Raw genomic sequence first — 15,456 nt, forward strand, 5'->3', positions numbered from 1 at the left:
ATTAAATAATCCTTTATAAATCTTTAGAAATTCTTTACCTTTTCTTTCTTCCTAATTAAGCATTCCTTCTTACAATAATAATATTGATGTCATAGTAGGAGGATCGCTTATGCAATTCTTAAAAAAAATAACAGTTTTATTATTATCTTTTCTCATTACTGCACTTATCGTTTTATATTTTTATCTTTATGTAAATGGTCCAGTTATTCAAGCTAAATCAGCTATTTTAATAGATGCTAATTCAGGTGAAGTTATTTATAAAAAAAATGAAGAAACTCTAATACAATCCGCTACTTTATCTAAATTAATGACAGAGTATATCGTGTTAGAACAACTAAATAACGGAAAAATACAGTTGGATGAAACTGTAAAAATAAGTAACGAAGTGTTCCAAGTGGAAACAAGTCCTATTCAAATAACGTCAAAGGATAAAACGACGGTTCGCGATTTACTTTATGTATTGCTTCTAACAGGAAATAATCGTTCCGCACTTGCGCTAGCAGAACACATTGGTGGAAATGAAGATAGCTTTACAACGTTAATGAATGAAAAAGCAAAACAATTACAGTTGTCACAATCATCTCCATTTCTAAACTCTACTGGTGTTAATCAAGATCCAAATGAACAACCTAGTACAACAGCGATAGACGCAGCTAAACTAGCAACACAATTAGTAAAAGATTTTCCAAATGTGCTGAACATTACGAAACTAACCTCTTACCAATTTACCTTCAAAGATTTCCAAGTTTTTAACACGAATAAGATGATTTATTCTCTTAATAAAAACATTAAACTCCAAGGTGTTGATGGCTTGCAAACTAGTTTTTCAACTAACGGTAATTATAGTTTTGTCGGTACAGCTAAGCGAGGTGACACAAGGCTCATTTCAGTAATATTAGAAGCCGATGAAGAAAACAGTACTTTTATCGAAACAAAAAAATTACTACAGTACGGTTTTGATCCTTCCTCCTACTCCGCACTTCAAGCTTTTAAAGATGCTCTTACATCTTGGTCAATATTACTTCAATTTAAAAATTTAATTATACAAACGATGATAATTTTTTTCATCATTACAATATTAATGTTTTTACATATACGTCAAAAAAAATCCGAGGATTTCAACTGAATAATCTTCTTATATATAAAACCGACTTGCGTTTGCAGTGTAAGTCGGTTTTAAGATCTATACCCTCTTCCAATTAAATTCGCTGAAACAGGCTGAAGGTTTAACTCTTTTGCCCATATTGATAGCTGACCTATATGATGAATTTCATGTACAATAACGTGTCGTAATACTTCACCATACCTATACTCTTTATTCGTCCATGAAACTTTGAATTGATTGATAACCCCTAAATTGCAGCTCATCTACTTCTTTTCAAATCACAAATCCAGCTATACGCAATATCTACAATATGAAAATTTCCCACTCGTCATTTAGTTAACATAATACAATTATATAGAACTATTATTTTTTATTGTCCCATTCATATTCCAACATACTCATTTCCCATAAATTCCAATACGTATCTCCTACTTTTTTTGACTCTCTTAATAAACCTTCTTTTACAAACCCTATTTTTTCATAACATAAAATAGCTGACGTATTAAAATCATAAACACCAAGAGTAACTCTATGTAGTTTCAATTCTTCAAAAGCAATATAAAGTATTGCTTTCATCATATGTTTTCCTATAGAACGTCCTCTCATTTTCGTATCACCTACCAACACTTTTCCAATCCTCGCAGACTTATTTATATTGTCGATTTGTCCAAGCGAAATATGGCCAATAACGTTTAAAGTCTCTTCATCTATTACTTTGAAAGCTAGTGTGTTTATACTTTCGATATATTTATGTAATTGCTGTTCATCTAATGGATAAATAAATGCATTACCCGACCATTGTATTAAAAATTCTTCGGAATGGATCCAATTTATTAATTGTTTGAAATCGACTCTTTTAAAGGGTTCTAGTTTAATCAACTCCATTCTCCTTTCATGCACCATTCTATATATCCTCAAGCTTATTTCTATATATAGAATATATTCTCCTTTTATACGAAATGAAAATAAAGCCATTCATAAGAATGGCTTTATAAAAACATAGCCTAATTACACCATATTTCCTATGTCAACAATGGCTCAATCGCTTCAATTTTACAAACTGATATAATGACTGTAACTACCCCAGCACTATTAGCAAGCTTTACAACATCACAAGTGACTGAAGAAACAGTCCCTGCATAATTATTACTTCCTGTATTAATGCGCACTGCTCTATTTACTAATTTTTTAAGCTCATCTCTAATTCCTTGCACGCAGCAACAGTCACATGCCTTATTTTGCTCTTCTTGTTCTTTTTTGCACTCTTCAAAAGCATCCCAACAATCATCCTGTTTACATGTACACTTCTTTTTAGAATTACTATAACGATAACCCAAAATCTCACCCCTTAATTTTTCCTAATAGTAAAGTATGTCCACTAGCTTAAAAGTGTACAAGGCAAAAACATAGAAAAGAAAAAACAAACTTTTGTACTAAATTTTTTTATTGGTTTCAAAATACATTCAGTACCGTTTCAACCTTTAATTTAAATAATTGAGATAACCGCAATCACAACAATAGTTTTTTCCTTGAATAATTTTAATTCTAGAAAAACGAACAAACTGGCTCAAACAATTAGATGCCGGTTTGTTCGTTTAAAATGATCGTTTAAATCTATATTTTAGTAAGGTCTATCAATTTGCTATTTAAATCTACTTTGAAATTTTCGTTCTGTTAAACCAGATGGAATATTTTATTCATTTCCGCATATACCGTTTCAAAAGTTATCTCATTTGCATTTTCTATTAATAAGTAAGAGAATAGGAGGTGTAAATAGAATGTCTTGTATTGTTACAGGTTTAACACAGTCACTTTGTTTAACACTTGTTTATAATGTTTCATCGGGTATACTGATATCTTCTACTGTTGATTGTGGAAATTGTGCTCTATCAACTGAATTCGATTATACTAGTAAGAATCTAGTTATAAGAGTACCATTTACTGGTGAAGGTACTCTTATATTCAATGACAAATTCCAGGCAAGTTGCGTTACAACGAATTTAACACAACCTTAATCTAAGTAATTTGTTAGGGGAAAATAGAATTATAACTTCTAATTCCCCTCTCTCCCTTCAAAATCAACAAACAAAACCTACGTTTTATTTTCATTTTAAATTTATAATTTAATCTCTTCTTCCTTTCCAAAAAGCGAATCCGTTACATTTCCTATTAATAGAAAAAGAGATCGAAATACTTTGCCTTGAGTCTTACCAGGATTAACTCGTCCGGCTTGTTTACCATTGTCTATAATATTTTATCTGGCACACTTATATCTTCTTCAGTTAGTTGCGGCGAATGCGAACTAGAAATTGGATTTGATTATGTGAGTAAGAATCTAACAATTGTAATGCCATTTACCATTGAGAGCGCACTTACATTTAATGATAAATTTTTAGCAAGTTGTATTACAACGAACATAACTCAACCGTAATTCACACTAGAATTTTTTAAGAAAAGCGAAATGCACTTTCTATTTTCAAATTCAAGACATACAAAATACCTATACATTTAGATTAAATTGAAAAACATCATAGTTTAATTTCCACCTTCTATTTCAATATTTTCTCCTTGTTTGGCCTCATATTTTTTAATACAAAAAAATGAGCTCTAATTAAATAGAGCTCATACCTAGTTTTATAATTTACTAGACTGCAACCCCTGAATAAACGGAACTACTTCAGGGTTTACAAGTGACGATAAATCTCCTAACTCTTTTCCTAAGTAAGCTGCTTTAATAACACGACGCATTACTTTCGAATTACGTGTTTTCGGTAAGTCTTCTACAACGTGAATATCTTTAGGACATAATGCTTTTCCAATATGAGAGTTTACTAAACTCATTAATTCTTTCTTTAATTCTCCTGTGAATGTTACACCGTCTCTTAATACTACAAAACAATGGCAAACCTCACCTTTTACATCGTCAGGTACACCAATTGCAGCAGCTTCTATTACATCATTATGTTTCACAAGAATAGATTCGTATTCAGCAGGGCCAATACGTTTACCTGCAATATTTAACGTATCATCTGAACGTCCTGTAATAATATATTGTTCACCGTCGTAAATGACCCAGTCCCCATGGACCCATTTATTTTCAAAGCGTGACCAGTATGTGTTTACATAACGCTCATCGTCTTCCCAGAAACTCTTTGTCATTCCAACCCAAGGTTTCTCTAAACATAGTTCTCCGACTTCATCACGAATTGGTTTACCTTGATCATCAAGTACAACCGCTGCCATTCCTGGTAAGGATGCGTTAAAACTAATTGGTGCAATTGGCTTAATAAGCACATTGCCAAAAATCCCTCCAGAAATTTCAGTTCCTCCCGAATAGTTACAGATTGGGACTTTTCCTTTTCCAACCGTTTCAAACAGCCACATCCACGGATCCGGATTCCAAGGTTCCCCCGTTGATGCGAATACTTCTAAACTCTTGAGCGAGTGTTTATTTACATACTCATCACCTTTTGCCATTAACGCACGAATTAATGTTGGTGAAATACCGAGATGTGTGATTTCATATTTATCAACCGTCTCCCATAAGCGGTCTGCTTCTGGGAAGTCTGGCACACCTTCATACATAACCATCGTTGCTCCATTAATTAAAGAGCCGAATAGTAAAAATGGTCCCATCATCCAGCCCATATCAGTTACCCATAATACACGATCACCTTGTTTTATATTCATTCCAAATCCTGCATCAAATGCAGACTTTAGCGGGAAACCAGCATGCGTATGCACTGTTCCTTTCGGTTTACCAGTCGTTCCTGATGTATAAATGAGCATCAAGGGATCGTCGCTATTCATTTCTTCAGCATGTACAAATGGTTTTTCTTTTTCTAATGTACTCCATGAGAAATCATAGTTATGCGGAGTAAAATCATTTCCCGCATGCCGAACGATTACAACTTTTTCAACAGTTGGACAATGTTCACAAGCTTTATCTACTTCATCTTTTAATGAAACAATTTTACCTCGGCGCGAAAAACCATCTGCCGTAATTATCATTTTTGAACCAGCTGCTTGTACACGTGTCATTACTGCATCAGCTGCAAAACCTGAGAATATTGGTGAAATAATCGCTCCAATTTTCATTACTGCTAACATAGCAACAACTGTTTCAGGAATCATCGGCATGTAAATTGTTACACGGTCACCTTTTTCAATACCCGCATGTTTCAAACCGTTTGCAACACGGCTTACCCAGCTGTCAAGCTCTTCATATGTAAATGATTTCGAAGTTCCATTTTCTCCTTCGTACATAAGTGCAGGTTGTCTTTTCATTCCATCGTCAGCAATCCACCGAGATAAAACAGACTCTACAACGTTACATGTTCCGCCAGTATACCACTGTGCAAACGGTGTACCATTTTCTAAATCTAACACTTCCGTATATCGTTCCATCCACTGATAGCCAACTGCTTTCTCAGCTTCTCCCCAAAACCACGCTGTTTCTTCAATTGATTTATTATAAAAGGCTTCGTAATCTTCATGGCCTAATGATTTCATCCAACTATATAAACGCGTTTTTTCCTTATACTCTTCTGTTGGAAACCAAACTGCTTGTTTCAATGTTTTCCCCTCCTTGACTTTTTGAGCAAGAAAGCCCTAAATAGGGCTTTTAAACTGGATATACAGGATGTTTACGATCCGTGAATACTTGATATTTACTCATATACATTTCGAATCGTCCTTTTAATTCTTCACGTAAATTGTTCGGATGAACAATACCATCAATCACCATCTCTGATGCTAAGTGGTAAATATCAATATCTTTCTTATACTCTTCACGTTTTTCAGCAATGAAGCTTGCACGCTCTTCTTCTGGTAAAGCTGCAATTTTATTTGCATATACTGCGTTAACCGCCGCTTCTGGGCCCATTACCGCAATAGAAGCTGTCGGTAATGCTAAGCAGCAATCTGGTTCAAATGCTGGACCTGCCATTGCGTATAAACCAGCCCCATACGCTTTTCGGACGATAATAGAAATTTTCGGTACTGTTGCTTCACTCATTGCAGAAATCATTTTTGCACCGTGACGAATAATACCAGCACGCTCTACTTTCGTACCAATCATAAATCCTGGTACATCTGCAAGGAATAATAATGGAATATGATATGCATCGCATAAATTAATAAATTTAGCCGCTTTATCAGCAGAATCGTGGAATAATACGCCACCCTTCATACGCGGCTGATTTGCAATAATACCGATTGGTTTACCATCAATGCGTGCTAAACCTGTAATTAATTCTTGAGCAAATAATTTTTTCACTTCAAAGAAAGAACCTTCATCAATAACTCTGTTAATGAGATCTTTCATATTGAAAGGAGCATTTTGATTTTCTGGAATGATTTGTTCTAACGTTTTATCGAACTGTTTCGGTTCTTGAGGTGTAATCAATGGAGTCTTTTCTAAGTAGTTGCTTGGAAAATATGAAATATATTGTCTAGCTTGCGTAATTGCATCTTCTTCTGTCTTACATAATACATCTCCGCATCCTGATACAGAGCAATGCATACGAGCTCCGCCCATCTCTTCTAACGTTACCTTCTCGCCGATAACCATCTCAGCCATACGTGGAGAACCTAAGTACATAGATGCATTTCCTTCCACCATCATAACAACATCACAAAATGCTGGAATATACGCACCACCAGCTGCTGAAGGTCCAAATAATAAGCAGATTTGCGGGACTTTACCTGATAATTTTACTTGATTATAAAAGATTCTTCCCGCACCGCGACGCCCCGGGAACATTTCTACTTGATCTGTAATACGTGCACCAGCAGAGTCAACTAAATAAAATAATGGTACGCGTAATTTTTCTGCCGTTTCTTGAATACGTAAAATCTTTTCAACTGTACGTGATCCCCATGAGCCAGCCTTTACCGTTGAATCGTTTGCCATTACGCACGCAGTACGACCGTGTATTTTACCGGTTGCAGTTACAACGCCGTCTGCTGGTAATCCATTTTGTTCACAATTTGCAAATAATGCATCTTCAACATATTCACCGTTATCAAACAGAAGAGCTAAACGATCACGAACAAATAGTTTACCTTTCGCTTTGTTTTGTTCATGATATTTCGGTGCTCCGCCTTGCTTAATTGTTTCAACTCGTTCTTCAAATGAATTAGATTGTTGTTTTTGATCTAACATATTTACTCCCCCTTATACATTGGTTGACGTTTTTCCTTGAATGCCTGTAATCCTTCTACTCTATCTTTCGTATGGATTACGCCCTCATACGCTTGTTTTTCCATTTGTAATCCGGTATGTAAATCTACTTGAATACCATTTGAAATTGCTTCTTTTGCTAGTCGAACAGCAATTGGTCCATTACTAGCAATTTTCTCTGCAATTTCAATTGCTTTCTCTTCTAACCTTTCAGCTGGTACAACAAATTCTACTAAACCATAATCTTTCGCTTCTTGCGCCGAAATACGTCTTCCTGTATAAATTAATTCTTTCGCTCTACCGACACCAATTAATCTCGGTAAGCGCTGCGTACCGCCTGCTCCAGGAATAATTGCAAGTGTAGTTTCAGTAAGACCAAGACTTGCAGTGTCAGAAGTAATCCTAAAATCACAAGCTAAACTTAATTCCGTACCACCACCAAGTGCGATTCCATTTATAGCCGCAATTACTGGTTGTGGTAATTGTTCAACCATTTCCATAGTAGAACGAATCATACTAACAGCATGTCTAACTTGTTCTTCATTCATAGTGGCACGCTCTTTTAAATCTGCACCAGCACAAAACGCTTTTTCGCCAGCTCCTGTTAAAATAACTACACGTGTATTTGACTCCTCACTAATTTGCGTTAATATAGTTTGTAATTCTTCTAATAACGCTAAAGATAATGAGTTTGCTTGTCTTTCACGATTTAACGAAACCTTCACAACGTGAGGTGTTACATAATCAACTGAAATGTTTTGTAATTGTAGCATCTTCTCACCTACTTATCGTTTTATGTTGCAGCGCTCTATACACATGACTCGGTAATTGGATATTTAATTTACTTTGAATAAATTGGCTAGCTCTCAATAACTTTTCTTCATCTATATTTGTTTGGACCCCTAACTTATGGAGCATATATACTAGGTCATCAGTAGCAACATTACCTGATGCTCCCGGTGCATAAGGACATCCTCCGAGTCCACCACAAGAACTATCAAAAGTTGTAATGCCATACTCTAACGACTTAACTACATTCGCTAAAGCCATTCCATACGTATTATGAAAATGCATTGCAAACTGCGAAGCATCATATTTCTTTAATAAATGCTCTAATACTCGCTCTACTTGTAGCGGATTCGCTACACCGATCGTGTCACCAAGTGAGACTTCATAAATGCCGTATGAAAATAGTTGATTACACAATTCATCAACTGCTGCGACACTTATATCCCCTTCATAAGGACATCCAAATACAGTAGAAACATAGCCTCTTACCTTTTTCCCTTCGAATAATGCCTGTTTTGTTATATCTTCAATTACAACTAATGCTTCTTTAATTGATTTATTAATATTACTTTTATTATGAGATTCACTTGCTGATAAAAAAACATTCACCTCATCTACATTTTGCAAAAAAGCTCGTTCCAAACCATTTTGATTTGGAACAAGCGCTGCATATGTAACATTTGGATCCCTTTTCAGCTCAGAAAACACATCATTTGCATCTGCTAATGCAGGGACCCACTTAGGGTGAACGAATGAGGAAACTTCAACGTACGATAATCCAGCCTCTGTAAGTAGTTGAATCCATTTTACTTTATCTTTTGTGCCAACAATCTTTTTTTCATTTTGTAAGCCATCACGTGGCCCGACTTCTTTAATGACAGCAAAATTAGGTAGTTTCAATTCGCTTCCCCCTATATCTCCCTATTCAATTTCTACTAATACATCCCCTTCATTTACAAAGTCGCCTTCTTGCACGTTAATTTTCATTACAGTTCCGGCTTCTTCTGAAACGATTGGAATTTCCATTTTCATAGATTCCAAAATGACGACATCCTGTTCTTCCTCTACTGTATCTCCTACTCCTACAACAATCTTCCAAACGTTTCCTGCCATCGATGCATATACTTTCGTCATCATTTTTTCCCCCTTAGTATTGTTAAATCTTATTTTTTAACAAGTTGTTTCGTTACAAAACCTGTTGTATAAATGCCACCTTTGAACACTTCGTCTTCTAATACTTGTAATAGCATTGGCGTGTTCGTTTTAATACCTTCTACTTTTAATTCTTCTAAAGCCTCATGTAATTTCGAAATCGCTTCTTCACGAGTCTCACCATGAGCAATAACCTTTGCAATCATTGGATCATAGAAAGGTGTAATTGTTACATGATTCTCTAAGAAGTGATCGATACGTACATTTGACGGTAATGTTAAATCTGTAATTTTCCCAGGTGATGGGAAGAATGTTTTTGGATCTTCTGCATAAATACGAGCTTCAATGGCATGACCCAAACGCTTTACATCATCCTGTGTAAATGATAATTTTTCACCACTTGCAATAAGGAGCTGTTGTTCTACAAGGTCTAATCCAGTAATTTCTTCCGTAACTGGATGTTCTACTTGTAATCTCGTATTCATTTCTAAGAAATAGAAGTTCTTTTGATCATCTACAAGAAATTCAACTGTACCTGCATTTGTATAACCAAGTGCTTTAGCAGCTTGTACAGCAATTTCTCCCATCGCTTTTCGTGTACCTTCATCTAAAAATGGTGAAGGTGCTTCTTCAATTACTTTTTGATTTCGGCGCTGCACAGAACATTCACGCTCCCATAAATACACTGTGTTGCCATGTGTATCTGCTAAAAGTTGAATTTCAATATGGTGTGCATCTGCTATATAGCGCTCTAAATACATTTCTCCGTTACCAAAGAAGTTTTGTGCCCTTGTTTTATTACTTTCAAACGCTTTGGTGAGCGTTTGCTCAGTTTCCATCAACTGCATTCCAATGCCTCCGCCGCCTGCGGATGCCTTAAGCATTAATGGATAACCAATTTGTTTTGCAATTTCAATTGCTTCTTCAGCAGTTTCAATATTTGTAGTAATCCCTGGAACTACTGGTACATCTGCTGCTTGCATTGCTAAACGTGACTCAATTTTACTTCCCATCTTCGTAATGATTTCTTCTGAAGGACCAATAAATACGATGCCCTCTTCTTTACAGCGAACCGGAAAAGATGAATTCTCTGATAATAATCCGTATCCCGGATGGATTGCTTCAGCATTTGTCTTCTTAGCTATTTCTATAATTTTTTCAAGGTTTAAATAGCTTTCTTGTACACGCGGTCCACCTACTAAGTAAGCTTCATTTGCCATTTTCACATGAAGAGCATTTTCATCCGCCTCAGAATAAATAGCAACAGTACGAATGCCAAGTTTTTGACAAGTTTTCATAATACGAACAGCGATTTCCCCGCGATTCGCAATTAATATTTTTTGAAACATAGTGATTCCTCCCTTTTATCTACATCCTAAATGTCTTGCAATTACGAGACGTTGAATTTCAGAAGTTCCTTCACCAATTTCTAATAGTTTTGCATCACGAATATGTCGTTCCACTTCATATTCACGCATATAGCCATACCCACCATGAATTTGTACTGCTTGATTCGCAATACGACTAGCTGCTTCAGATGCAAATAGTTTTGCCATTGCCGCTTCTTTACCGAAAGGTTTATCATTATCTTTTAACCAAGCTGCTTTATGTACTAAATTACGCGCTAGCTCTACTTCAGTCGCCATATCAGCTAATTTAAATTGAATCGCTTGGAAATTAGAGATGGACTTTCCAAATTGCTGACGTTCTTTCGCATATTGCAATGCACGTTCAAATGCAGATTGTGCAATACCAACAGCTAATGCAGCAATTGAAATACGTCCTCCATCAAGTGTATATAAGAATTGTTTAAATCCTTTATTTACATCACCAAGAATGTTTTCTTTCGGTACACGAACACCATCAAGTATGATTTCACAAGTATTAGAAGCACGAACACCCATCTTATCGTAAGGACTAGAAATCGTTAATCCTTCACTAATAGTTGGTACGATAAATGCCGAAATGCGTTTTCTGCCATTATCTTCAACACCGTTGACAGCGGTTACAATAATCGTATTTGCATACTCTGCATTTGTAATCCAACACTTTTCACCACTAATTACATATTCATCGCCATCTAAAACCGCTTTCGTTTGTGTGCCCCCTGCATCAGACCCTGCATTTGGCTCCGTTAATCCGAAAGCACCTAATGTTTTACCTGACGCCATTGGAACTAAATACTTTTGTTTTTGTTCTTCTGTACCGAAATAATAAATTGGAGAAGCACCTAATGAAATTGTTGCAGCATAGCTTAAGCCTGTACCACCACAAGCGCGCCCAATTTCTTCAACTGCTAACGCGTACGATACTGTATCGCCACCTGAACCTCCATACTCTTCTGGGAATGGGATGCCTAATAATCCTAGTTCGCCCATTTTTTGAAATGTTTCATATGGAAACTCTGCAGTTTTGTCATAATACACAGCTTTCGGTGCGATTTCCTTTTCAGCAAAGTCACGTACCATTTCTTTAATCATTTGTTTTTCGCGAGTTAGAGTAAATTCCATTCCGCTACACACCCCTTATCGAATATTGAGTTTCGACAGCGTGCGAGTTTCTACTACAAACATTGCTACTTAAAAGACAAGAACATTAGTTAGATAATTGTTATAATTCTGTCATAACTTAATTTTAAAACAGATTCTGTACTAATGCACAAAAAAATTCCTACATTGTTCTACAACAACATAGGAGTTTTCTTGTCGAATTATGCAATTTTTTGTTTAATAATCTCTACCTTTCCCCGAATCTGAAATCTCTACTAAAGCTTCTGGATAAGGTTCGAAATATGTTTGCCTTAATAAATACTTTTCATCAAATCGAAGGGCCCATGATTTTAAAATTGCAAGTAAGCTACTAAGTGGGACTTTCTTTTCTATATACTTTTGTATCAAATCGAAAAAATGATCTTTTTCTTGTTTTTTCAACTTCGTTTTAAAATATCCAAAAATATGCTCACATACATTTACATTCGATGTATAGCGGGGTGTGCGCATAAACAATTCATATAAACTCTTCTCATACTTATCAAATACCGCTTCAAGCTTTTCATTTTTGTGATTTGCAATAATACGCCCTAATTCCTTTTGTTTTACCTGATTATAAGCCATAAATAAATATTTATTGTCCGACTGAAACGATACGAGGTCTTTCATATTTTTATTACGTTTAATCATCTTGTAATATGCGATTGTAAATAACCTTGTAAAGAAATGTTCTCTAATAATAAAATTCGACAATCTACCTTCTTCTTCAATTGGAAGATGTGAAAATTTTTTTATTACTGCTCCGCCAAATAAGCCCGCTCCCTTTCCTTTTACTGGTGCTTTTTCAAAACCAGCATAAATTTTCACATCACGCGTACCACAACTTGGCGAGCGATTCTTTAAAATAAAACCATCCACATCGGATATCGTTTGTAAAAAATCCTTTGAAAATTGCTCCATTTTTCCAGTTACATCTTCCCGTGTCGACGGTTGCACAAGCCTTTTTATTCCATTTTCTTCTACCATTCGTATCGTTTCTCGAGGAATTCCTAAACCAATTTCTACTTCTGGACAAACTGGGATAAATGTAACAAATGGCTGTAAATTTCGTATTGTTACATCTGGAATCATCTCTGCATTATAACGACACGCATCAAATTCTAGACATTTACTTACAACAATTTTCGGTTTAGCAAATTGGCGCATCACATTACCTCCGCGGCGTTAATCCGTACAATATAAATTGAATCGTATTTTCAATTTCCACTTTATCTTCCCATTTTTCCTCAGGCAATAATAAAAATCTGGTTAAGAGTAATCCTAATACCGCTGATAAAGTAAGGCGTAATACGGAAGATGGTGGCATCTCAATAATTTCGCCTTTTTCTTGAAACTTTACAATTAACTTTTTAAAATGTGAAAAGAGTTCTGTTTCTATTAATTGTTGTATTTCAGCTTTTAACTCTGGCTGAAATGGTACTTCTTGAATTAGTATTTTTATCATTGGAAAATGCTTTTTCGCAAATTCAAATCGATTATGAATTACAACTTTTAAAAGTCCTTCATACGATTCATACTCCGATTTAAATATTTCTTTTGCAAAGGCTTGTACGAAAAATGGCGCTGCAAACTTTGTTAAAGTTGGCATGACGACTGCTAGCAATAAATCTTTTTTCGTTTTATAGTAGCGGAAGATCGTTCCTTCCGCTACACCAGCACGCTTTGCAATTTCGCTTGTTGAAGTCGAAGCATATCCTTTTTCTCCAAACATATCCACGGCTGCTTCTAAAATACGCATTTGACGTTCATTTCGTTTATCTGTATTCGTTGCAGCAACTAATTCTTCAAGCCAATCTTTCTCCATTTATATAGCTCCTTTTTGTCATCATTATATTTTGCGATGTTTCTTTAAAGCAAATACATTTCCTACTGCAAATAATAGTGAAAAAAGAAGTAAAACAGTAAGATCTAGTGCAATTTCATTAAATCCTTGATTTCGAATCATCACTTGTCTCATCGCGTCAGCACCATATGTGAGTGGAAATAGTTTTCCTAACATTTGTAGCCATTTGTTCATAGATTCAATTGGAAACAATCCAGAAAAGAACACTTGCGGTACGATAACAAGTGGGATAAATTGAATCATTTGGAATTCATTATTTGCGTATGCCGATAAAAACGTTCCTAATGTTAGTGCAGTTAGTGATAACATACATGTAATAAGGAGCGTTAGCCATATAGAGCCAGCTACATACAAGTCTAAAATATAGACAGAGAAACTTACGATAATAATAGATTGTATAAATGCAAAGATTCCAAAACCAATAATATATCCTGCAACTATTTCCCATCTTCTTACCGGAGTAGACAATAACCTTTCTAAAGTGCCACTTAAACGTTCTCTCACGAAAGATACTCCTGACAATATGAATACAAAGAAAAATGTAAAGAAACCGATTAATACTGGCCCAAGCCCATCAAACATCGTAAAGTCTTTAGAACCGTGTAAATACTCCACTTCAGGTTTCATAATCGATACATCATTCTTTTCTGTACTCTTTTGCAATACTTGAAGTACAGCACGATTTTTGGATGAATCACTGCCTTCTAATAATAGTTTCATTTTTCCATTTTCTAAGTGTATCACTGCATCCACTTTTTGCTTTTCTAATTCAGAATATGCCTTTTCTTTTTCATATTCATAAATTGATGCGTCTTGATTTTTCATTGCTTTCACTATTGGAGCTGGTACATCCACTACAGCGATATGTGGTATATAATCTTTTTGTGTAAACACGAGAGATAATAACCAAAGTAATAACATCGGTGCCCCAAACATCATAGCTAACGAACGCTTATCACGAAAAAATTGACGAATAATACGGATAATTACACCATTGACTCTCATGATTCGACCACCTCTTCTAATAAAAAGACATCTTCAATTCGTCCTGATGATACACGTTTTTTCAATTCTTCAGGTGTTCCAACCGCAACTAAGTTCCCTTCTCTAATCAACCCTAGTCGTTCACAAAATTCAGCTTCATCCATAATGTGCGTCGTCACAATAATTGTTGTACCTTTCTTCTTAAGATCATAAAACTTTTCCCAAATCGTTTTTCTAAGAAGTGGATCTATCCCCACTGTTGGCTCATCTAAAATTAATATTTCTGGTTCATGAAGAAGTGCTATCGCCAATGATAAACGTTTTTTCATTCCACCTGAAAATTGCTGTACTGGCTTTTTCATATGCTCGGATAATTGTACAAGTTCAAAAACCTCATTAATTCGCTCTTTCTTACGCTTACCTTTTAAACCATACATTGTTGCAATAAAATCTGCATTTTCATATGCTGACAGTTCTTCATATAATGCATCAGCCTGAGCCATATAACCTATTCTTTTCATTTCATTTAAGTTAGGCATACTAGTGCTGCAAACAAGTACTTCACCTTTCGTTGCCTCATTTATACCTGCAATCATTTTAATAAGTGTTGTTTTTCCAGATCCTGAAGGACCAACTAAACCAAATATCTCTGCTTTTTCAACTTGTAATGAAAGATTGTGTAAAACTTCTTTTTTTCCAAAACTTTTTGATACAGTCCGTAAAATAATTGAAGGCTGTTCCATGTATTATCCCCCTTTTTACAAAATGAGTGAGTACTCACTTTTATTTTACTCTTGCGTAATTATATGTCAAACTTCATTTATTAGTATTTATTTTCAATCAAAAATAT

At 35.3% G+C, this 15,456-nt stretch carries 14 protein-coding genes and 1 pseudogene; 1 reads left to right on the forward strand and 14 read right to left on the reverse strand.

The window, feature by feature from the left end; genetic code table 11:
* Positions 1 to 109 precede the first annotated feature (109 nt).
* Positions 110 to 1,126: a D-alanyl-D-alanine carboxypeptidase family protein gene (locus COE49_RS23955; RefSeq protein ID WP_098946127.1), complete on the forward strand. Its 1,017-nt coding sequence runs from the start codon at positions 110 to 112 to the stop codon at positions 1,124 to 1,126.
* Positions 1,127 to 1,176: 50 nt separating this feature from the next.
* On the opposite strand, the pseudogene COE49_RS23960 reads toward COE49_RS23955, so the two are convergent.
* From COE49_RS23960 to COE49_RS24035, 14 genes and pseudogenes are all read right to left on the reverse strand, one after another.
* A pseudogene (locus tag COE49_RS23960) lies at positions 1,177 to 1,421 on the reverse strand (DinB family protein); the annotation flags it as partial.
* A gap of 47 nt (positions 1,422 to 1,468) precedes the next feature.
* Positions 1,469 to 2,008, reverse strand: a complete 540-nt coding sequence (locus COE49_RS23965; RefSeq protein ID WP_098357552.1) for a GNAT family N-acetyltransferase — start codon at positions 2,006 to 2,008, stop codon at positions 1,469 to 1,471.
* Between the two features lie 119 nt (positions 2,009 to 2,127).
* Positions 2,128 to 2,442 (reverse strand): exosporium protein ExsK, encoded by a 315-nt coding sequence (gene exsK / locus COE49_RS23970; RefSeq protein ID WP_088229141.1) that lies wholly within the window; start codon positions 2,440 to 2,442, stop codon positions 2,128 to 2,130.
* Between the two features lie 1,297 nt (positions 2,443 to 3,739).
* Positions 3,740 to 5,680, reverse strand: coding sequence for an AMP-binding protein (locus COE49_RS23985; RefSeq protein ID WP_088229139.1), 1,941 nt, complete (start codon positions 5,678 to 5,680; stop codon positions 3,740 to 3,742).
* Between the two features lie 49 nt (positions 5,681 to 5,729).
* Positions 5,730 to 7,271, reverse strand: a complete 1,542-nt coding sequence (locus tag COE49_RS23990) for an acyl-CoA carboxylase subunit beta (protein WP_098946128.1) — start codon at positions 7,269 to 7,271, stop codon at positions 5,730 to 5,732.
* A 2-nt stretch (positions 7,272 to 7,273) separates the two neighbouring features.
* A complete protein-coding gene (locus COE49_RS23995; RefSeq protein ID WP_098946129.1) occupies positions 7,274 to 8,062 on the reverse strand; it encodes an enoyl-CoA hydratase in 789 nt (262 codons plus the stop codon).
* A 4-nt stretch (positions 8,063 to 8,066) separates the two neighbouring features.
* A complete protein-coding gene (mvaB, locus tag COE49_RS24000) occupies positions 8,067 to 8,978 on the reverse strand; it encodes a hydroxymethylglutaryl-CoA lyase (protein WP_098946130.1) in 912 nt (303 codons plus the stop codon).
* Positions 8,979 to 8,999: 21 nt separating this feature from the next.
* The gene (locus COE49_RS24005; RefSeq protein WP_002056745.1) at positions 9,000 to 9,215 is read right to left on the reverse strand and encodes an acetyl-CoA carboxylase biotin carboxyl carrier protein subunit; all 216 of its coding nucleotides are present in this window, start codon (positions 9,213 to 9,215) and stop codon (positions 9,000 to 9,002) included.
* A 26-nt stretch (positions 9,216 to 9,241) separates the two neighbouring features.
* On the reverse strand, positions 9,242 to 10,579 hold the full coding sequence (locus COE49_RS24010; protein WP_098946131.1) for an acetyl-CoA carboxylase biotin carboxylase subunit: 1,338 nt from the start codon (positions 10,577 to 10,579) through the stop codon (positions 9,242 to 9,244).
* 15 nt (positions 10,580 to 10,594) lie between these two features.
* Positions 10,595 to 11,740 (reverse strand): acyl-CoA dehydrogenase, encoded by a 1,146-nt coding sequence (locus tag COE49_RS24015; RefSeq protein WP_098946132.1) that lies wholly within the window; start codon positions 11,738 to 11,740, stop codon positions 10,595 to 10,597.
* Between the two features lie 216 nt (positions 11,741 to 11,956).
* Positions 11,957 to 12,925, reverse strand: a complete 969-nt coding sequence (locus COE49_RS24020) for a YbgA family protein (protein WP_088229133.1) — start codon at positions 12,923 to 12,925, stop codon at positions 11,957 to 11,959.
* Positions 12,926 to 12,929: 4 nt separating this feature from the next.
* Entirely contained in the window at positions 12,930 to 13,583 is a 654-nt protein-coding gene (locus COE49_RS24025; RefSeq protein ID WP_088229132.1) for a TetR/AcrR family transcriptional regulator, read from the reverse strand.
* A 24-nt stretch (positions 13,584 to 13,607) separates the two neighbouring features.
* A complete protein-coding gene (locus COE49_RS24030) occupies positions 13,608 to 14,627 on the reverse strand; it encodes an ABC transporter permease (RefSeq protein ID WP_098252112.1) in 1,020 nt (339 codons plus the stop codon).
* The gene (locus COE49_RS24035) at positions 14,624 to 15,349 is read right to left on the reverse strand and encodes an ABC transporter ATP-binding protein (protein ID WP_088229130.1); all 726 of its coding nucleotides are present in this window, start codon (positions 15,347 to 15,349) and stop codon (positions 14,624 to 14,626) included. Before COE49_RS24035 ends, COE49_RS24030 begins: the two co-directional genes overlap by 4 nt.
* Positions 15,350 to 15,456 lie beyond the last annotated feature (107 nt).

The sequence above is a fragment of the Bacillus sp. AFS029637 genome, from assembly GCF_002584985.1.
Taxonomy (GTDB): Bacteria; Bacillota; Bacilli; order Bacillales; family Bacillaceae_G; genus Bacillus_A.